The sequence below is a fragment of the Vibrio variabilis genome (genome assembly GCF_003263785.1).
GTDB lineage: Bacteria > Pseudomonadota > Gammaproteobacteria > Enterobacterales > Vibrionaceae > Vibrio > Vibrio variabilis.
Map to the genome: position 1 here is coordinate 149,734 of NZ_JYJK01000073.1, position 19,905 is coordinate 169,638.

The 19,905-nt window shown below is 45.1% G+C and carries 18 protein-coding genes and 2 pseudogenes; 10 read left to right on the plus strand and 10 right to left on the minus strand.

Features of this window, described 5'->3' with window-relative positions; translation table 11 throughout:
* Positions 1-382: 382 nt before the first annotated feature.
* On the plus strand, positions 383-1,999 hold the full coding sequence (locus TZ48_RS11560; protein WP_112479256.1) for a methyl-accepting chemotaxis protein: 1,617 nt from the start codon (positions 383-385) through the stop codon (positions 1,997-1,999).
* Positions 2,000-2,060: 61 nt separating this feature from the next.
* Here the strand turns inward: TZ48_RS11560 and TZ48_RS11565 are convergent, their stop codons facing one another.
* Positions 2,061-2,639 (minus strand): YceI family protein, encoded by a 579-nt coding sequence (locus TZ48_RS11565; protein ID WP_112479257.1) that lies wholly within the window; start codon positions 2,637-2,639, stop codon positions 2,061-2,063.
* Between the two features lie 120 nt (positions 2,640-2,759).
* Between TZ48_RS11565 and TZ48_RS11570 the strand changes: the two genes are divergently transcribed.
* On the plus strand, positions 2,760-3,371 hold the full coding sequence (locus tag TZ48_RS11570; RefSeq protein ID WP_112479258.1) for a flavin reductase family protein: 612 nt from the start codon (positions 2,760-2,762) through the stop codon (positions 3,369-3,371).
* A 72-nt stretch (positions 3,372-3,443) separates the two neighbouring features.
* Here TZ48_RS11570 and add read toward each other — a convergent pair whose 3' ends face one another.
* Positions 3,444-4,439: an adenosine deaminase gene (add, locus tag TZ48_RS11575; RefSeq protein ID WP_112479259.1), complete on the minus strand. Its 996-nt coding sequence runs from the start codon at positions 4,437-4,439 to the stop codon at positions 3,444-3,446.
* Between the two features lie 267 nt (positions 4,440-4,706).
* Between add and TZ48_RS11580 the strand changes: the two genes are divergently transcribed.
* From TZ48_RS11580 to TZ48_RS11590, 3 genes and pseudogenes are all read left to right on the plus strand, one after another.
* Entirely contained in the window at positions 4,707-5,279 is a 573-nt protein-coding gene (locus tag TZ48_RS11580; protein WP_112479260.1) for a porin family protein, read from the plus strand.
* A gap of 424 nt (positions 5,280-5,703) precedes the next feature.
* Positions 5,704-6,437, plus strand: a pseudogene (locus TZ48_RS11585) (IclR family transcriptional regulator).
* Between the two features lie 6 nt (positions 6,438-6,443).
* On the plus strand, positions 6,444-7,298 hold the full coding sequence (locus TZ48_RS11590) for an arginase family protein (protein WP_112479261.1): 855 nt from the start codon (positions 6,444-6,446) through the stop codon (positions 7,296-7,298).
* 41 nt (positions 7,299-7,339) lie between these two features.
* On the opposite strand, the gene TZ48_RS11595 is transcribed toward TZ48_RS11590, so the two are convergent.
* Positions 7,340-7,954, minus strand: a complete 615-nt coding sequence (locus tag TZ48_RS11595; RefSeq protein WP_112479262.1) for a TetR/AcrR family transcriptional regulator — start codon at positions 7,952-7,954, stop codon at positions 7,340-7,342.
* Between the two features lie 178 nt (positions 7,955-8,132).
* Here TZ48_RS11595 and TZ48_RS11600 point away from each other — a divergent pair.
* Both TZ48_RS11600 and TZ48_RS11605 read left to right on the plus strand, forming a co-directional pair.
* Positions 8,133-9,148 (plus strand): annotated as a pseudogene (locus TZ48_RS11600) (MBL fold metallo-hydrolase).
* Between the two features lie 92 nt (positions 9,149-9,240).
* On the plus strand, positions 9,241-9,483 hold the full coding sequence (locus TZ48_RS11605) for a DUF5329 family protein (protein ID WP_420822937.1): 243 nt from the start codon (positions 9,241-9,243) through the stop codon (positions 9,481-9,483).
* On the opposite strand, the gene TZ48_RS11610 is transcribed toward TZ48_RS11605, so the two are convergent.
* The gene (locus TZ48_RS11610; RefSeq protein ID WP_112479264.1) at positions 9,480-10,331 is read right to left on the minus strand and encodes a MaoC family dehydratase; all 852 of its coding nucleotides are present in this window, start codon (positions 10,329-10,331) and stop codon (positions 9,480-9,482) included. The genes TZ48_RS11605 and TZ48_RS11610 overlap by 4 nt on opposite strands.
* A gap of 200 nt (positions 10,332-10,531) precedes the next feature.
* Between TZ48_RS11610 and TZ48_RS11615 the strand changes: the two genes are divergently transcribed.
* Positions 10,532-11,068 (plus strand): GNAT family N-acetyltransferase, encoded by a 537-nt coding sequence (locus TZ48_RS11615; protein WP_112479355.1) that lies wholly within the window; start codon positions 10,532-10,534, stop codon positions 11,066-11,068.
* Positions 11,069-11,483: 415 nt separating this feature from the next.
* On the opposite strand, the gene TZ48_RS11620 is transcribed toward TZ48_RS11615, so the two are convergent.
* The 5 genes from TZ48_RS11620 to TZ48_RS11635 form a co-directional block, all read right to left on the minus strand.
* Positions 11,484-12,341, minus strand: a complete 858-nt coding sequence (locus TZ48_RS11620; RefSeq protein ID WP_239670807.1) for a hypothetical protein — start codon at positions 12,339-12,341, stop codon at positions 11,484-11,486.
* The gene (locus tag TZ48_RS25010; protein WP_239670808.1) at positions 12,341-12,667 is read right to left on the minus strand and encodes a hypothetical protein; all 327 of its coding nucleotides are present in this window, start codon (positions 12,665-12,667) and stop codon (positions 12,341-12,343) included. The genes TZ48_RS11620 and TZ48_RS25010 overlap by 1 nt, the downstream gene beginning before the upstream one ends.
* A gap of 422 nt (positions 12,668-13,089) precedes the next feature.
* Positions 13,090-14,118 carry an NADP-dependent oxidoreductase gene (locus tag TZ48_RS11625; protein ID WP_112479265.1) on the minus strand — a complete coding sequence of 343 codons (1,029 nt, stop codon included), beginning with the start codon at positions 14,116-14,118 and terminating at the stop codon, positions 13,090-13,092.
* Positions 14,119-14,222: 104 nt separating this feature from the next.
* Positions 14,223-14,807, minus strand: a complete 585-nt coding sequence (locus TZ48_RS11630) for a TetR/AcrR family transcriptional regulator (RefSeq protein WP_112479356.1) — start codon at positions 14,805-14,807, stop codon at positions 14,223-14,225.
* Between the two features lie 117 nt (positions 14,808-14,924).
* Positions 14,925-16,856, minus strand: coding sequence for a methyl-accepting chemotaxis protein (locus TZ48_RS11635; RefSeq protein WP_239670809.1), 1,932 nt, complete (start codon positions 16,854-16,856; stop codon positions 14,925-14,927).
* Between the two features lie 522 nt (positions 16,857-17,378).
* On the opposite strand from TZ48_RS11635, the gene TZ48_RS11640 reads away from it, so the two are divergent.
* Both TZ48_RS11640 and TZ48_RS11645 read left to right on the plus strand, forming a co-directional pair.
* Positions 17,379-17,504: a DUF3012 domain-containing protein gene (locus TZ48_RS11640; protein WP_081941396.1), complete on the plus strand. Its 126-nt coding sequence runs from the start codon at positions 17,379-17,381 to the stop codon at positions 17,502-17,504.
* 218 nt (positions 17,505-17,722) lie between these two features.
* The gene (locus TZ48_RS11645) at positions 17,723-19,339 is read left to right on the plus strand and encodes a methyl-accepting chemotaxis protein (RefSeq protein ID WP_112479267.1); all 1,617 of its coding nucleotides are present in this window, start codon (positions 17,723-17,725) and stop codon (positions 19,337-19,339) included.
* Between the two features lie 103 nt (positions 19,340-19,442).
* Here TZ48_RS11645 and TZ48_RS11650 read toward each other — a convergent pair whose 3' ends face one another.
* The gene (locus TZ48_RS11650; RefSeq protein WP_112479268.1) at positions 19,443-19,844 is read right to left on the minus strand and encodes a DUF4345 family protein; all 402 of its coding nucleotides are present in this window, start codon (positions 19,842-19,844) and stop codon (positions 19,443-19,445) included.
* Positions 19,845-19,905: the final 61 nt, after the last annotated feature.

Here is a 19,905-nt window from a genome sequence, read left to right on the forward strand (position 1 = left end):
AGCACTTTTTCACTTTTAATGTATTTTATAACAGCAACAAAATACCAGACTCGATACGATATATTACTCTCAAAATAATCACTCAATTTGATATATTCACTATCATTTCATCATTAAATCATAATAAAAACATATAGATAAAACCCCAACAATTGTGAGCGTTATAATCTAATCATCTATTTCCATCCCAGTTTTCATACTAACCACAGTAAAATATATTAAATAGATCAAAATTCCGGCAGTTAATAAATAATCCCAATCAATAAGTACCAATATTATCAGTAATAAGTGATACTATGACTTGCTACTGAGCAGTCTAAATACCGTCAATGGCATTTCGAATGGAACTTGCTGCATTCAAAAGGTAAAGAGGAATATTTTTGTGAAACTGAATAATTTGTCGATCAGAGCGAAATTGCAGGCTCTTGTCGGCTTTGCCGTACTCATTTTATTCTCATTGGGTACTTATAATCTTATCATTCAAAAAAACTCAAGCTACGATCAGCGCAAAGACCGGGTACGCTCGAATGTCGAAGTGGCGTACACCTTAGCAAGTCACTATCAAAAGCTCAGTGCTTCCATGGGGGAAGAGCAAGCAAAGCAGGCAGCTGCGAAAGCCATTGAAGCGCTGCGCTACGATGGTAACAATTACTTCTTTATCGCAACTTCCGATGAAAAAGTGGTCATGCACCCGACTAACCCACAACTAAACGGCACTAAGGCCAGTAATCTAAAAGATTCTCGTGGGAACTATTTCTGGCAGGAAATGAGCGCAGTTGCGACCAAACAAGGTAGTGGCTTTGTTACTTATTACTGGATTGGTAGTGACGGCGAAGAGTCTCAAAAAATCTCCTTCGTTAGTTACATTCCCGAGTGGGACTGGATTATCGGTTCAGGTGTTCAAACTGCAGATATCGACAAAGCATTCCAAAGCCAGCTAATTAAAGATCTCATTGTCGATACCCTTGCCGCCATCGTATTAGTTATTATGAGCGTCTACATTGCTCGGAATGTCGTTAAACCAATTGAACACCTAGTACAGCGCGTCCACCGAGTCGCTGATGGCGATCTAACGGTGAATATGTCGAGCGACCGTAAGGATGAGTTAGGTTACTTAAGCAATGAGCTTGCTCGCATGATCTCAGCACTTAAAGATACCATCACCGCGGCAAAATCATCGGCAGATTACTCTGGCCAGCTATCTAGCAGCATTGCTGCAGCGAGTGAAGAAACTTCCACTAGTATTGACTCTCAAAGCCAGCAACTTGAACAACTGGCGACGGCAATGAATGAAATGTCCTCAACCATTCAAGACGTCGCGAGTAATTCAGAGCGCACTGCTGCAACCACAGAAGAGAGCAAAAACTTTGCCGCTGAAGGCAGTCGCAGTATGGGCTATACGTTGAATAACATCGCCGGTATTTCCGATGACATCACCAGCACCCACCAACTTATGGAAGCGCTGAAACAAGGTGTCAGCGACATTAGCTCTGTGGTAAACGTGATTCACGAAGTTTCAGAGCAAACCAACCTTCTTGCCCTCAACGCAGCGATTGAAGCAGCGCGCGCTGGTGAACAAGGGCGCGGGTTTGCCGTGGTTGCCGATGAGGTTCGAAACCTGGCTAGCCGCACTCAAGAGTCTACCGCGCAAGTACAAACCACCATTGACCAGCTCAATGAACGCACAGACAGTGTATTGTCAGTCATGGCGGCGAACCAAACAAAGGTGTCTGAGAGTGTGGATTTGGCTTCGCAAACACAAGAAAAACTGGATACGGCAGTAGCCAAACTCAACGATACTTACGATATGGTGACGCAAATCGCGGCGGCGGCTGAGCAGCAAGGCACCGTTGCCAATGACGTGAATGAAAACGTTAGCGTCGTGCACTTATCGATTAGCGAGATCAGACAAGCGAGCCAAAGTTTGGCGCAGCAGTCACAATCAATGGCTCAAGCTTCCGACGAGCTAACGCAAAAATTGGCTTACTTTAGAGTGTAAGCAGATTACAGCTTGGAAAATTCAAAAAACGCTGCGCTATTGCGCAGCGTTTTTTATTTAGTTATTTCTGGTTATAGACCAACACAAACGTCAGCGGTACTGACGTCGCAATAGCGGGTAGCCCCGCCACTTCACGTAGTTTTTCTATGCCCTGCTCCAAACCAAAATCCGCGGCATTCACGATCAAAGGATCGGTTGCGACAATCACCACCTTGTCGTCACTCATTTTCATTACCGTCAGTTTTGCAGGATAGGTTTTCTGCTTACCGTGCAAATCCACAGTGACATCATTGATGATGCTATAAATGCCGCCAATATCGGCATTGTCCAGTTCACTCATATCAACCACAGTGGTAATCGTTGCTTTAGCAAAATCAGCAACGTTAAATAGCATGGTTTGCATTCTCTCATTGCGAATGGGTATGTTGGTTTCAACACTGGACAAATCGATAACCAGTGTTGCTTTGCCATCGTCACTGATCGTGCCTGTCATCGCTTCAAAGTGATGTATTTCACTTACACTGTTACTTTTAGTAGAGACAAACTTAAGTGTCGAATTGCTCCTATCGAGCATCCATTCCGCTTGTGACGAGAACGTCACTACCAGAGCAGCGAGCAGCGTACCTAGTCGGATCATCATGGGGGTTCCTTATCTATGCTGACTCTATAGGTGTAGTCTAGGACGCTTCGGATCTCCACACGGTCAATTGAATATGATACTGTTTTGACATACTAAAAATGACGACACGGAGAAGTCAGTATGCAGCTCAACCTCGATGAGTTATCCCCCAACGCTATCTATCATTTAATGACGCAGACCGTCATCCCTCGCCCGATAGCGTGGGTTCTTACCGAATCCTCTCAGGACAATTTCAACTTGGCGCCGTTTTCCTATTTTGCGCCGGTTTCAAGCAACCCACCATTATTAATGATTTCGATTGGCAAAAAGCCCGATGGCACGCTCAAGGACAGCGCAGTAAACGCGATAAAAAACAAACGGCTCGTGATTCATATAGCGAATGCCGACAGTGCTGAAGTCATGACTCAAACGTCCGCAACCCTCGAGCATGGCGAATCGGAGGTTGAGGCAAGCGACGTGGCATTGACCAATTTTGACGGCTTTTCACTACCAAGAGTTTCACAGTGCCCGATAGCTTTTGGCTGCTCACTGCATGAAGTGATAGAAATGGGTGAGACGCCGCAGCACTTAGTGATTGCCAAAATTGAGCAAGTGTTCATTGATGACAGCGTGATCGATACTCAACAAGAGAGGCTTGTCGTCGATGGTTTGAAAGTCAACCCATTATCAAGATTAGGCGGCAATAACTACGCGCTGATTAATGAAATTATCTCCGTAGCACGGCCAAGTTAATCATTGGCAAAAGCCCCAGCATCTCTGCTAGGGCTTCACTATTAGACTTTCACTCTGATGACAGATGCGCTGCTACTTAGCGGTCACAAGCAACTCTGCTTTTGTCGCATCATCCGTAAATGCAGCATTCACACTATTGCGATAGATGTGCATATAGTCTTCTTCGCTCAGTTTAAACTGTTCCATCACTTTTTGTACTTCTTTTGTCATGGTGGTGTTGGAAACCGTTCTGTTGTCTGTGTTAATGGTTACCGGAATGCCACGCTGTCTAAAGTCTTCAATCGGGTGAACATCCATACTGTCTACTGCCTTGGTCTGAACGTTACTACTTGGGCACGTTTCCAGCGCAACTTGCTTATCGTGGACTAAATCAAATGCCGCTTGATGGGTCGCAATATGGATACCATGCCCCACTCGCTCCGCACCCAGCATTGTAATCGCATCATAGACGTTCTGACCTTCACCCTGCTCGCCAGCATGGATGGTGACATTGAGACCTTTTTCCTTAGCATATTGAGCAAATGGAATGAACTTCTCGCAGAAGCCCAGCTCTTCACCACCAGCAAGGTCAAATGCCGCCACACCTTTGCCTACATATTGCGAACCAACATCAATCACATCGTTGATCTCATCGGTTGGCATATGACGCAGTAGCGACAAAATGATATTGCCTTTAATACCATGCACCTTTTCAGCACGCTGCATGCCTGCAACGACTGTGCCGATGATTTCCTCAACATTCAAACCTTTCTCACGATGCAGAAGTGGTCCAAATCGCACTTCCATATACGTCACGTTTTCAAGCGCTGCGTCTTCATACACTTCAAAAGCGATACGTTCTAGTGCTTCTTTAGTTTGCATGACAGACAGAGGCAAATCGAAACGCTTTAGGTATTCAATGAGGTTAGGACAGGTCTCTGGAGCGATCATCATGTCGCGAATAACCTTGACATCCTTACTAGGCAAATCGATGTTCTGTTGCTCCGCCAACTCGATAATAGTTTCTGGGCGTACACTTCCATCTAGGTGGCAGTGAAGGTCGATTTTTGGCAGTTGTTTATAATTCATCGTTACCTCTCTAGTCGTAATCGTTGGCAGTTATACTGATAAACGTACTACAAAACCACCCTGACGTTCCAAAAAAGTGTGATACAACTCAATAATATTCAAGTAAACGTTTGCGTATTTAATTGTCATTTCTTGATGTTCGTCGCAAACAGTTCTGTGACATTTCCACCACATTTCACGACACTTCTAGCACAGAGTTCCCCGCAAAGATCCCTTACATTACGCCGCGACAATCAAACACTCTAAAAAATCTTTTGAGGTATCAGAATGAAAAAATCAGTGGTATTTGCAGTTTCTGCACTAATGGCAACTGGCGCATGGGCTAACTCTACAGAGCCTGGTTTCTACATTGGTGGTGGCTTTGGCCTTACTGAAAGCAAGCTAGAAACAAGTGACATTTCTGGTCTTCCAACTATTGACGGTGCCCGCTCTCTTCGTGTGTACGGTGGTTACCAATTCAACCGTATCGTTGCTTTGGAAGGTGGTTACACAAACTATGGTGAGTTATCTCCTAAAGGTGCTAACGATTTTAAGATGACCCCAAGTGCCTTCTCCCTCGCAGCAAACCTAGGCTACAGCTTCGACAATGGTCTCCGCCCATTCGCTACGCTAGGTCTGTCTCGCGTCAGCATGGAATTTAAAGAGGGCGACCAAAAACAAAGTGATTCAGCAACTGGTTTCCGCTATGGCCTAGGCCTAGAATATGCACCACAGATGGTGGAAGGTCTAGCAATGCGTTTAGCCTATGAAGCGGATGCTTTCAATGTAGATCTTGGTGACCCAAGAACATACACATTCTCAGTGGGTTCTGTGTACCTTGGCGCTTCTTACAAATTCTAATCAAATAAGCGCTTGTTAAACAAACGCCCAGCATCTCCCTCGACGTTGGGCGTTTTCTTATTCCTGCAAATTGGCTTCCCCAGTCGGATACAGCCGCTCACTCTTAGGCATCCAAAACTGACAACCATCACGCTTCATTGACGTCGGGTTTCCCCAAGCGCTGCAGATAGTCTTGTCATTCTCCTTATCTCTTTGAAATTGGCGACAGGTTCCACAAACAAATTTCATTTTCCATCTCTCCCTAAAAACTATTCACACTCTAATTAGATATTCATCCGATTGCATTGATGCATCGCAAGATTCATTAGATGTCAGAATTTGCGTATTTATCATCTGGTGAGAAAGGTGTCGCTGAATTTTGTTCCCTTTCTTATCTGACAGGAATATAAATTGCGTAGTCCTTATTGATGATAGATAACCAATTATGGGAAACGCACAGCAACCCTCGACTCAGGTCAACGAAAAGCCATTGCAACTGCTCATGCAAGTTGCCGTATCGGATGAGCCCGTCTCTGCCAAGGCATTAAGCCAGCAACTCGGTGTTCCTTTGAGTAGTTTGTATCGACATATCAAACTGCTCAAAGAATGGAACCTCATTGAAGAGAGCGCTCACGATAAAACACTGATTGTTGGTCCGGCCGCACTATTGCTAATGCACAGCTACCAATCGAGTCCACACAACCTGGAAACGATTGAAAGCATCTTGTTCCGTTTACAAAAACAGACGGGTGAAATGGCCGCCTACATGGTGCCAGTGGGCTACAGAGCACTCTGTGTTAGCTTACAAGAAAGTGCACAGGCGCTTCGTTGCAGTTATGTTCGTGGCCAAAGTCAGCCTTTACTTCGAGGCGCGTCTTCGAAAGTGATGTTGCTTATTTACCAGAGGCTCGCCGCGAAAAAATCCTTCGTCACTTTGGCGAAGAAGCGAATGCTGAAATATGGCAAAGCGAGTTAGAACAGATCCGTCGTCAAGGCTTTGCTATCAGTACTTCCGAGTTTGACCCTGGCGTAACCGGTATCAGTGCTCCAGTGACAAAAGGCACAAAGCTGATCGGTGCGGTTTCCATTATGGCCCCTGCCCACCGCGTAGAGGCAAACAAGGACAGATTTATTCTACATGTATTACAAGCGGCCAGAGCGCTGCCACCAGAAAGGTAATTCATCATGCTCAGCGTCTTCAAACAGTTATGGAAACGTCGCTATCATCCTGCCCTGGAAAACAAACTGTCGATACTGACCGTTTGTGAAACGATTAAACCTCTTAACAACGCTCAAGTTGAAGACGCTGAATCTTTACTCGATACCGCCTACGACTGGCTGAGTGCGCAGCACAATTCTCATCTAATGAGAAACATTGGACACTTCCCTGCCCTCAAGGTCGCTCATACCAAGGCGACGTATTTCGAGAATCCAGCAACCAATTTAAGCTTCAACGACAAGCTAATTGAACAGTTGACTGTTGGGGCAATGCCACTGGTGATCACCAACTGCCATGAAACGCTACTCGAGGTTCTGCCAAGCCTTATCATTGATCAAGAAGATGTGGGCTTTATTAATATCAACGCGCATTTACTCATGGATCAGTGTTTGGATTTGACCATGGGGTCTATGCTCCATTTCGCCCTAAACCGCTTTAATGAATGCCGTGCATTTCATGTCGGTATTGATCGCAATCGTTGCGACAAAAAGCAACTTGAATATGCAGAGGATATGGGCTGTAACTGGCTGCTTGCCGATGAAGTGAATTACCGCAGTCGTACTATGGTCAAAGAGCAACTCGCTCGTTTTATTAGTCACTGCGACAAGTTGCTGCTAACTATCGACCTTCCCTCGATTTCAAAACACAACTCTAGCAGCGAGAAACACAAACTGGACATCAATATGGTGCTGCGTGTGCTTCGCCAATGTTTGGCCTCAAATAAAGTTCTGCTAGTGCAGTTAGTGGGATCAGAAGAGCGTCATATCTACTCCAAAGCAACACAGCTTTTGGTGCAAGAGTTAGGGCATTTCTGTGAGTAGCATGCGGACAACATGCTACCCCGTGAACTGGAGAGCTTAAACTAACGCGCCATATAACGAGCCAAAAATAGATCAGCGGTTGATTGCGACAGTTGGGTGATACCTTCTTCAGTAAGAGTCTGACTCAACCCCATCAGCTGTGGCCAAAAACAGCTACCTTTGATAAGACTGTGCAACTGAATGCTCGCCGTCTCAATATCATCAATAACCATCACTTTATCGGCATGTTGTTGTTCCAGCCATTTGTACAGTGCGGTTTCTTGCTTGGACATTTGCGCAGCTTGCTGCTGAAGCTCTTCCGGGCGGTAGAAATAATGACCAAACGCCACCTTGGCTAAATCAATGTACGACGCTTGGTTTAGAATTCGGATTTCATGTTCGAGCAGATATTGCAACTGCTGCTCTACAGTTTTCGATTTAAGAGGATTCAAGTCCACATCTGCCATAGATTGCTTCCACAATTCAGATAGCAGCAATATCACTAGCTCTTCTTTTGATTCAAAATGATTGTAGACAGTTCGCTTAGACACACCCGCCATTGCTGCCAGCTTATCCATGCTGGTATTTTGCACGCCAAATTCATTAAACGCTTCTTTAGCAGCATTAATGATTGCTTCTCGCTTTAGCTCGCTTCGTGTTTTTTTCTTTTCAATCATTACGTTAACCAGATGGACGAAAATTTCTTCGATTATTTTACACTAATCAGTTTACTTTTCACCACAAGAAAGTAAACTGCACTGGTCAGTTTACTTTAATTGAGAGATGGGCACTAGCCCACGAAATGAGTTCATCACTATGAAAAAGTCACTATTCGCGACATTGGGAGTTCTATCTATGAGTATTGCCTCACTTGCTGCTTGCACTAACACCGAAAAAGATCCTGAGCGTTACCCAGACAAGTACGTCAACACAGAAATGGAATACAAATCGAGCTTTGGTGACATGGTTGATGTAATGAAATCCTATTTCACAACCGAGCGCGCTGAGCCAACACCCACTTTTGAGTTGCCAGTGCACACAATCACAGCTGAGCAGTTGGTCAATGAGAAAAGCGACGTGGTTTATCGCCTTGGACACTCTAGCGTCATCATGAAGCTCGATGGTCAATTGGTCATGACCGATCCAGTATTCAGTGACCGCGCATCACCTGTACAGTGGGCAGGGCCAAAGCGTTTTCACCAAACACCAATTACTTTGGACGCACTACCCCATATCGATGTCGTGGTTATCAGCCACGATCACTACGATCATCTAGATAAAGCGTCCGTAAAGGCGCTCGCAGATAAAGTTGATCACTTCATCGTGCCGTTAAAAGTGGGTGATTACCTCATCAAATGGGGAGTGCCTTCAGAGAAAGTCACCGAACTGGCTTGGTGGGAATCGCACAGCGTAAATGGTATTGAGTATACACTTGCGCCAACACAGCACTTCTCTGGTCGTGGTCTTACCGATAGAGACTCAACGCTTTGGGGCAGTTGGATCATTGACAGTAAAGAGTCCAAGGTATTCTTTAGTGGCGATTCTGGCTACTTTGGTGGTTTTGCAGAAATTGGCGAAAAATACGGCCCGTTTGACTTTACGATGATCGAAACCGGCGCATACAATGAACTCTGGTCACAGATCCACATGTTCCCAGAGCAAAGCGTGCAAGCACACATAGATGTAAAAGGTAAAGTCATGATGCCAATCCACAACAGCACCTTCGATCTTGCTATGCACGATTGGTACGAGCCTATGAATAGAGCACTAGAAATCAGCGAAGCACGCGGTGTAACCATGGTTTCACCAGAAATCGGCCAAAGGTCGATATTGCGAATCCGATGCCAGTCACCAAATGGTGGCAGCAATGAGAACGCTGCCGATGACCGCTTTAGTTCTAACTCTTGCCAGCCAAAGTGCGCTGGCAAGCACAGAAAGCGATGTACTCTACCTCATCGAGCAAATGAACAGCTCCCCTTGCACCTTTATTCGCAATGGTGATGAGCATAATGGCCAAGAGGCAGCGGCGCACCTGCGCCGAAAGTGGGATTACGCCAAAGACGATGTCACTTCCACTCAAATATTTATTGATGAAGTGGCATCCAAAAGCTGGTTTACCGGTAGAGCGTATCAGGTGGTCTGCGATGGGCAATCGACGAGCAGTGCTGAGTGGTTAAACCAGAAACTGCTGTCAAAGCCTAACTAATGCTCTGCGAAGCACTCATCATTACACACGTTTTTGCCCTCTGCATTTACCAGCAAAACCTGACTGCCATCACTAACAACGTCCAACATTTGCGAGACAAATATTGGGCGTTTGAAGCTAAAATAGCACTGGTTTATTTCCTGGTTATTGCTAACTTGTCTGCTAGCAATACTCAATAGCCTCCCAGCCATATCCATCCCATGAACAATAGGCGCCTTGAATCCAAAAAGTTTCGCCATAAAACCACTTAGATGAATCGGATTATAATCACCCGACACGCTCGCATAGGCGCTAGTACTCGCTTTTGATGTCTGCAGATTGGATTGATGTTGATAGACGGATATATCATCGACCAAAACTGCGCCACCCCGTTTTGGTTTTGAATTTTTTATTGGCATCAAATATCCGCTGCGATAACGCGCTAGCGTTTTTCCATCCAAAGAGAACTCTCCAAGTGTCTCAAACCGTTGACCTCTCTCCGTTTTCTCTTTCATTTCAAGCGTTACTGTAAATTGATAACTCTTCCCTACTTCTAGCTTCTCAATCAGTTCAAACTCAACAAACGTATGCACTAAACCCAATGGACGGATTGGCGTGTCTGGGTGAACGAAAAGTTGTAGTAACTCACTCTGCGTTGCCACAAACAAATAGGTGGCAGGTACGCGCGATTCATCAAAACCAAAGAGTTTACAGTAACGACTTAGCGCATTTTCATCAATCGTAAAGGATGAGTTGGACAGCATCGCATTGACTGATGATTGCGACAGCGATCCTCGTTGCGGTCGTTTCAATAGTGCTTTAAGCAACAGTGAACGATATCGAACGCTGTTAGAGGCGACAATGTGCATTATCTTTTTCCTAGCAAAACTTAAGTTGAAGTTACTGGTACAGCGGTGGATAGCTCAAGACCAGAAAGACCGTCCGTCAGACGTAATGAGTAGAATCTTACACAGAAATACAATTTTGATTCTTTATGGACTTCACACTTGACCTGTCTACTGCTTTACAGTTTAAGTTCCTTACCATCATGAATAACAGAGCAATAGAAATGAACTACTTACAGTTACACCAACCCAAAGCAGAGATGCTAGAAGCCCTATTCGCAAAAACATTTGGTGACTCAGAAGGCATAGAAGAAGGTAAAGCCATTGGTCAGCTTGCAAGAGACCTCATCGAAACAACCAACAGTGACGATATCGTCGTGTTTGCAGCAATGGATAACGACACTTTGGCGGGCGCGATTTACTTTACTCGGCTCAACTTTGAGTCAGATAAAACCGCATTTTTGTTGGCGCCGGTTGCAGTACATACCGATTACCAAGGTCAAGGTGTCGGTCAAAAGTTGATCAAGTTTGGTCTAAATACAATGACAGCAAAAGGCGTATCCCTTGCGTTCACTTACGGCGACCCAAACTTCTATGGCCGAGTCGGGTTTGAACCCATTACCATTGAGCAGTTTGCGGCTCCTCACAAGCTTAGCTATCCCCATGGCTGGCTCGCACAATCGCTGACGACAGAGGCGTTGGAGCCGATTAGTGGAAGCTCAAGCTGTGTGGCTGCGTTTGATAAGCCTGAATTTTGGTAATGAGTTGATTATTGGGGAGTCAAAACGAACTTGCTCCGTTTTGTGTTTACACCATCCCCAAAAATTACAGTCATCCCCTTGAAAAAGGGGATCTCATTCAGCGCGTCGCGAAGCTGATTTACGTGACTTAGTCTAAGGTTTTCAGTTATCTACACGTGATCGGAGATCCTCACTTTTTGTTAGGATGACGGCCACTTGAGGCATGTTATAAACGAACAGACGTAGACTATTTTGCCAGAGGTGCTGACGGGGAACGTAGCGCAGAAATGCCCCATTGTGTGCCAGCGACGCTCAACCTCAAAAACCACAGTAAGGTAGTTTGACTTACTTTTCCTTATATATGTAGTGCTTAGTAAGTCGGAGAACTATCACCTTATGCTTTTATGTTTTGGACGCTTTATGGTTTTAAACGCCGTTAATTTTCATACGCTTCTAGCGCTTGCAGCAGCAAAGGTTTAATGACGGGATAGATTTGATTTAAACGCAACTGGTAGAAATCAAACGCTTCCTTCCATGACTCTTCATTCTGCCAGTCAAGAGTGATTGCGGGTAGCGAGACTTTTAGCTTATCTGGTACAAATTGAGCACCCTCCGGCAATAGTGGCATCAATGATTCCCGCCTATCAGACAGATACTCAAACAAGTATTGCCCAAGTGCATCATTTCTGAATTTCACAAAGACACCCACCTCATTGGGTTTAGCGCGGTAGGTTGTTATCCAACTATTGTACGCCCTTGGTGGTAACTCGAACCATAAGTGCCCCTGAGTCGAAGGGGTTGGTAACCTAACGCTAGTATCTTCAAGCTCAAGATAATCAAGCAATGCACTCCAATACTCATAGGATTGGCTAGAACTTTTATTTGTGGCTGATTCATTTTGCTCATTGGTGGATTCCAGTTTCTCAGTAATGTCACTACTTACCTGATTAATCGAAATCACTCGGCGCTCAATAATTTCAGTTTTATGCATCACTTGAGGATTCACGAGTAGTTGTTCGCCTGACATGTGGAAGATCTGCAACTCAACCATGGCAAAGGAAAACTCCATTGATGCATAGTTATTAAGAAAGTCCTTTATCTCAAAAGCTCCCTCTCGAATACCATCGCCTACTACCAATAATAAGAAACGGCCTTTTGAGAGGTTTCGCTGAACCATATCAATGAATGAGGCTTCTAATACTTCATGGCCATCCGCCTCAACCAATTCAAAAAGCGATAGACCACCATTAACTGCACAAACCTTAGTATCAAGTTCATCGTAGCTCCAATTCATCAAGTCTTTAGCGTAATCGAGTATCTGCCAATAACTTCTCGACGAGATTGAGGGTTTCGATAGAGTTTGGTTTCCGTGATGACCAATCGGCCCGTTGGCGTCACATAGATGCAGTCCACTCGACCCGACTTAGTGACAAGCTCCATACACACTGGTACCGCACCAGCATAGTCAGCATCAATCTCATAAAAGGGTAATAGGTCAGCGTTAGCAAAAACAAGTTGCTGTAACCATTTCTCATCGTAGATGCCTGTTGCCTGCAACTCGACTCGTTGAAGTCTCTGAACGTTGCTTTCGGGAGATACAATGATTGGACCATTCTTCATGCAAGAACTCCGTTGATCACTAAACACGCATGGAATAATAAATTGTAAGGTTAACCCATCCCTTTACTATACGGCGTTTACGAAGTCTCATTTTTCTACTTTGGCCTGCTTTACATCATTAGTCAGCGAGCGGTGCAGCACGCCCATAAGGGTAAGCTGTTGCACTATTGTGATGCAGTCTGATGGTAAGGCTTGATGGCTAACACTGATCTGTCCAAAAGCTTGTTAGGAATCGCTCCATATTTTTGTGATCACCAAGCGACTCTGTCGTACCTTTAACGACCAAGCGAAGTAATCTCATCAGCGTCAATATACCTTAGCTCTATTGGTAGTAGCCACAGGGAACATTACGCATGATATTCCCATCTCAACAAAAAAGCGCCCAACCAAGTTGAGCGCTTCCCAATCAAACCTACAAAAGCCTAGTCCACTTCATTAAGCTGAATCACCAGCTTACCGAAGTTTTTGCCTTCTAGCAGACCAATAAACGAATCCACCGTCTGATCCATTCCTTTCACTAAGTGCTCTTTGTACTGCATCTTGCCTTCCATTAGCCACTGACTCATTTGCGCGGCAAACTCATCATAGCGGTGGGCGTAGTCGTCAAAGATAATAAAGCCTTGCATCTTGATGCGCTTGATAAGCAGTGTTGCAACCAGTGCAGACATGCGATCTGGGCCTTCAGGTAAGTTTGTTGCGTTGTACTGAGAGATAAGTCCACATACTGGGATACGTGCGCCAGTGTTGAGAAGTGGCATTACTGCATCAAATACCTTGCCACCGACGTTTTCAAAGTAAACATCGATCCCTTGATCACATGCATTGGCAAGTTGAGCGGCAAAGTCATCGGCTTTATGGTCAAGACAAACATCAAAACCCAGTACATCAACTGCGTGGCGACATTTCTCTTCACCACCTGCAACGCCTACGACTTTACAGCCTTTTAGCTTCGCAATTTGACCTACGGTTGCGCCTACCGGGCCTGTTGCTGCGGCGACTACCACGGTATCACCCGCTTTTGGTGCGCCAATATCTAACAGACCCATGTAAGCCGTAAAGCCAGGCATACCCATGATGCCCAGCGCATATGACGCGTTCGTCGGCGTTTTACCTAGTTTAACTAGGCCTTCACCGTTTGAAATCCCGTAATCTTGCCACCCAGTGTAAGCAAGCACCCATTCACCTTGTTCGAACTGAGCATGGTTAGATTGCTCTACACGACATACGGTTGCACCCACCATCACTTCATCAATCGCTACCGGTTCTGCGTATGACTCGCTATCGCTCATTCGGCCACGCATGTATGGATCCAATGAAAGGTAGATGGCCTTGAGCAGCATTTCGCCTTCCTGAGGCTGTGGAATATCAACTTGCTCTAGGCGAAAATTTTCTTGTGTCGGTGCGCCGACAGGGCGAGAGGCTAAAACAATTCTTCTGTTGTTCTGTGACATAGGGGTTCCCTTTTCTATATTAGACCAGTCGTCTAGTGATCATTTCTAAAAAAACCTGCTTTCTGTTGCCTTAGCATAGACAGAATTTATGCAGGTGTTTTTGTTTATCGCTTAAGCAGTGCCTGTGTTGCTGCTAGAGCTAGTTCCAGTTGTTGCGTATTTTGACTGAGTTTGCTGACTAAACTCGCTCCGAGCCATTGCTGATAAACAATGCTCGCTGTGCTAAGGCTATCTTGTTTGACTATTGAGCCATCAGCAATACCTTGCTCAATGCAGTCAGCTATGCTGCTCACAATCTGCTGCGCTCCTCTGTGCAGAGCTGATCGCATTGGCTCTGACAAGTCTGACACCTCAGCACCAAGCTTCACTACTAAGCACTTATGAGCATTGCAGCGACCATTTTCGACATCCAGCCAACGGGCAAAATAGCCCATTAAACGCTCATAGCCACTTAACTGGTTATCAGACAAAAAGTTGTTTAATCGCTCTAAGTAGCCTTCAAAATAATTGATTATCAACACTTCACCAAAATGCTCTTTGGATTTGAAGTAGTGGTAAAACGAGCCTTTTGGCACATCCGCTGTCTTAAGAAGTTCAGACAACCCAACCGCCGTAAAGCCTTTTGATAAAATCAGTTCGTACCCGACATCCAAAATGTGTTGGCGGGTTTCATTGGTCTTTGCATTCATGGCAGGCATCATGACACACAACTAGACCAGTCGTCTAGTTTCTTTTTGAGTTGCGTTTTTATCGTCAATTGAAAAGCTAGCAAAAATCATCTTCTGCTAGCTTAATTGAAGTAGCGCTTAGCTCACCTGACTGCGAATGGTTTCTACATCTTGCTGATGCTGCTGCGCCTTCGCCTCCATGCTTTGCAGCTCGGTGGCGATATTGTGGCTATTTTCCAGTAGCCGATTGGTATCGCGCGCCAAGTTGTCGATGTCTTGGATTGCCGTCGCTATCGACTCGGTTCTCGCTGTTGCATCGTGCATGTGCTCGCCGACAGTTTTAACCACGTCAGCGATGGTGTCCATCTGTTCAAACAAGGCATTAACGCTGGTGCGAGAGTTATCGAGCGACTGCTGGGTGCTTTTCGCCAGATTGCGTACTTCATCGGCCACCACTGCGAAACCACGACCGTACTCACCTGCCCTCGCGGCTTCGATGCTGGCATTCAGAGCCAGCAAGTTAGTTTGCTCTGCAATCTTATCAATGATCGATAGCACACTTCGCAGACTCTCGGCTTCTTTTTCCACGGAGCTAATATTTTGCTGCAAAGCAAAGACCTCGCTTTCCAATGAGCGAACCGTGCCACTAAACTGATTGGTGTCGGCAGACAAGGCAGATGAGTTATTACCAATATGGTCAATGTAGCTGATTGAGTTTTGAGTCAGTTCACTGGACTTATGCGCGACGCTCATGGCTTCAATAGAGTCAGTCAGCGAGCGGTCTTGAATACGCATCATCAGCTCATTTGAACGCAACTTGAGTTGTGAGAAGTAATTAGCATAAGAGGCATAATCAGCCACGAATTGGCCATGTGCTTGCTCTAAACCTTCACTGCGTCGGCTAAAGAAGATAGCGCTCAATGTTTCATTAATATTCACGCCAAAGAGCTCTCCAAAGGTAGAGAAACCCGCTACCGGTAGTTCGGAAAAATTACTGAGTTTATTCAGATCTTGGCTGTTATTTAATCGCCTTAAGATACAATCAAACAATATACCGCCAACCAATTTGTCTTCATTAACCAGCTGACGAACAAAATCTCTATCTGTCTGCTCTACAAATGGCGTTTTACGCATTAAGTGCAGCTCAGTCCCTAAAGGCGTGTCACAGTAGAAATGCACTTTACCTTCAGAAATATTGATACTGGCTACCGAGCGAACAAAATATTCTCCCTTCACTTTTACCGCAAAGGTAAAGTCCGTTAATCGTTGCTCTACTTGTTGTACGCTACAACGGAAATGGCTCGCTAGTTCATCGAGAAAACTGTTTATTTTCATTGTTGATGGCGACAAAACCCCTTTGACATAACGAAGGGACGGGTTGGCATCTCCAATAAGCCAAGATCGCCCTGCCGGTTCAAAGTTTTGTGTTTTGAACAGTTGAAACTGATAAGAAGGATTGAGCTTGATAAAACAGAGCAACGCATGTTGGTGACGTACTGATGTGCCATCATGAAACGGTGCACTATCGAAATTGAGACTGCCCGCTGAGGTACCACCAACAAACGGGATCGGAAACCTACCCGATTGATAGACCGCTTCCATCAACCAGTTTTCACTGTTTGTTAAGCCATTGACGAGTGTCATTGAAAAGCAATCGGTGGGATCAAGCGGAAAAGCCAATCGAATATTTTCAAGTTGCTTTTCAATCTCTTGTACTCGAGAAGAAGGCTGAGCTTGGCTCGAACCACGTTGAATATCCTCACAAGGTAGCGGTACCGTATGAGTATCAACATCACTGATCAATTCTCGAGAGAAAACCTGCAACACCATAGTTTGCGTTTGACCCGTCGCAAGATAGAGATTGTCATGACTGGAAGAAAGCTCACCTGCGGTTGAGGTCAAAATTAGTGGCCCATCGACGACCTTGCTTAGCAAGCGGTGAATATGACTGAGATCGTGACCATGGGGGACAAATCCAATTCCCAACGCTGGCTTGCTTCCATTAAAAAGCAGTTCCAATGATTCAAACGACGACAGCGAAGCCACATCAAGATTAATAACCTTTACCACGTCTTCACTCATCGACTGATCAGTGTCTCTGCTTTTTTTCCTAAACTTGAACAACATTCCATTCCCTAAATACAGCGCAGCAAACAGGCCGCAAAATCATATTAATATTTTTGATATTAAGGCGACAGATATATAAAACAAGAAATTTATAAAAAGAAGTCATTTTACCGTATGGATGAATTTCTTTACTATTAATAAACATATCATTCTATATATTTGCCATTAAAACAAACTTAACAGCCCTTAACTTGCGGCAGAAACTTAACCAAAATTAATTTCCGTACGATTACCAGAGCAACATTTAATCATTATTTAATATTTGAGGCTTTTTTTGTTATCAAGTATCAGCTTTTAACAACAAAACCATCACTCTCAGGTATGAGATTGAATCCATTTATTTGAAGGAGGAGTTGCTTTTAGCCACCATGCTTGGCATAGTCGCCAGACAAAACGGACGACATCTCAAAGGATCGGATTATGATTACATTACTCAGTCGTTGGGTGCTCGTTGCGCTCGGCGTGATGGCATTGGCCGCATGTACAGAAGTTGGCAGCGAAGCATGGTGCCAAGATATGCAGGAAAAACCAAAAGGCGACTGGACAGCAAACGAAGCGAGCGACTACGCGAAGCATTGCATTTTCAAATAAATTTTCGCGAGATATATCAAACTAGTTAGTTGATGTATCTCACCTTTTGCGCACTTTAGTCATAACTTTCTCGCATTTTTTCCTTCATAACTCGATCGCACCTACATTTTTTACTACCAAATACGTACGGAGCATCTTTTTAGGCTAACAGCACTAAAACCATACACTGTGATGCGATAGCATTATCCTTTATGAACATCATGTCATAGAGGCTAGTTATGAAGCTCAACAATATAAGTATAAAAACCAAACTCCAATTCCTTGTCATCCTTTCCGCACTGTTAATGCTCTCATTGGGCATTTTTAATGTTTACCTTCAGCAAAGTCAGCAACTTGCTGAGCGCGAAAGTAAACTAAGTGCTCAAGTAGAAGCCGCTGTTTCCCTTATCAATTATTACCGCAATCAACCCACACTCACTCAAGAACAAGCACAACGCGCCGCCAATCAAGCACTCAATGCAATGCGTTACGATGCGAGAAACTACTTTTGGATTACCAACAGCCAGAACAAACTGCTATTACATCCCCTCAGATCCGAGTCTATCGGTAATGATATGAGCAATATCGTCGACGGTGCTGGCAAGCATCATTGGCGAGAAATGTCCTCGATTGCCAATACCCAAAGTGCGGGGTTCCTCGATTACACTTGGTTGTCTCCACAGGGCGAACTTAAAGACAAAATTTCTTATGTTGCGCATATTCCAGAGTGGGACTGGATAGTAGGCTCAGGGCTGTTCGTTTCTGACATCAAAGAAGACTTTATCGCACAGGTGATCAAGCAGATCGTCTTTACACTAGGCTGTGTCTCAATACTGATGATTGCGAGCTTTGTTATTGGCAACAACATCGTTAACCCAATCCAGCGACTGTTAAGCGACCTTAAACGCATGGCAAATGGCGATTTAATGACAAATCTATCTCAAAGTCGCAAAGACGAAATTGGGCTGTTAAGCCAGGGTCTAAGTGACATGCAGAGCACAATACGTGCCACGTTGTCAGCCGCGACGCTTACAGCCAACACAGCGAGCCGACTCTCAGAAAGTATCGCATCGACAAGTGAAGAGACGGCGCAAAGCTTAGACTCACAAAATGCTCAGCTCGAACAGCTTTCTACTGCGATGAATGAGATGTCCGCTACCATCAATGATGTGGCCAACAATGCGGAGCAAAGTGCTGAGAAAACCAGTGGTGCAGCGCAGCACGCAACCACCAGCAGCGCGAGCATGGATTCTACTCTTGAAGAAGTCTCCGCTATATCCATCGCCATTGAAGAAAGCACACATTTGATGGCGGAATTGAAGCTAGGTGTCGACAACATTGGTGATGTAGTGGGAGTCATTCAAGAAGTCTCCGAACAAACCAATCTACTGGCACTCAACGCCGCTATTGAAGCCGCAAGAGCAGGCGAACAAGGCCGTGGATTTGCTGTCGTCGCGGACGAAGTGCGCAGCTTGGCGAGTCGAACGCAGCAATCTACTAATCAAGTTCAAACCACCATCAATGAGCTTCTGGAAAAAACCAGTGAGGTGGTAGGAGTAATGGAGCAAAACAACGCCAGCATCAGTGCTAGCGTGTCAGCAGCAAGCGATACCAAGACTACCTTAGAATCCATGGTTGATGACCTCAATGGAGCGAATGACATGGTCGCACAGATAGCCGCAGCTGCGGAGCAACAAAGTATGGTCTCTAACGAAATGAGTGAAAATGTCACCACCATTCACTTATCCGCACGTGAGATCAATCAAGCCAGTACTCAGCTTGCCTCACAAACCCAAGAAATGGCTGTCGCTGCCGAAGAGCTGAAACAGCAACTGACTTATTTTAGACTCGCGTAACGACTTTAAACTCGCATAAAGCTATCTGTAACCCTGGTATTGAGCAAGTTAGATAGAACAAAAAATGCCGGCCTCTAAAATTAGAGGCCGGCATCGAAACTCGCTACTTAAAGTACATTCGCCGCTTGGGGAATTTCCATAAGATAAACAGCCCCCAAAGGGTGAAAAACACCTCAGTGATCAAGTAGATCTGCATGGTATCATTGGGCTGCGATTCTGCGATGATGCCCATTGTACGAGTCACCGCCATCAGCCCAGCCAGCAAAGTAGCTGAGATAACCGAGAGCTTGAGTGTCTCTTGTTTTAGCACCAAAAGCGCAAGAATGATCCCCACAGCAGCCATCATGCCGCCGTAGGTTGCTCTCACGTCAATGGCCGCTGAATAGGAAAACAGCGCACTGTCTGTCACCCTTTCAAACAAGGTGCTCGGAGAAAGGGAAAACAGCACGCCATAACCCAAAAACACCAGTGCCGTTATCCAAACCATCAATTTTGCTTGAAACATAGAGGTCCTGCGAGTCGCGTGTTATAGCAAAAGTGTAAGCCAGAACCGTCACTTATGTGTA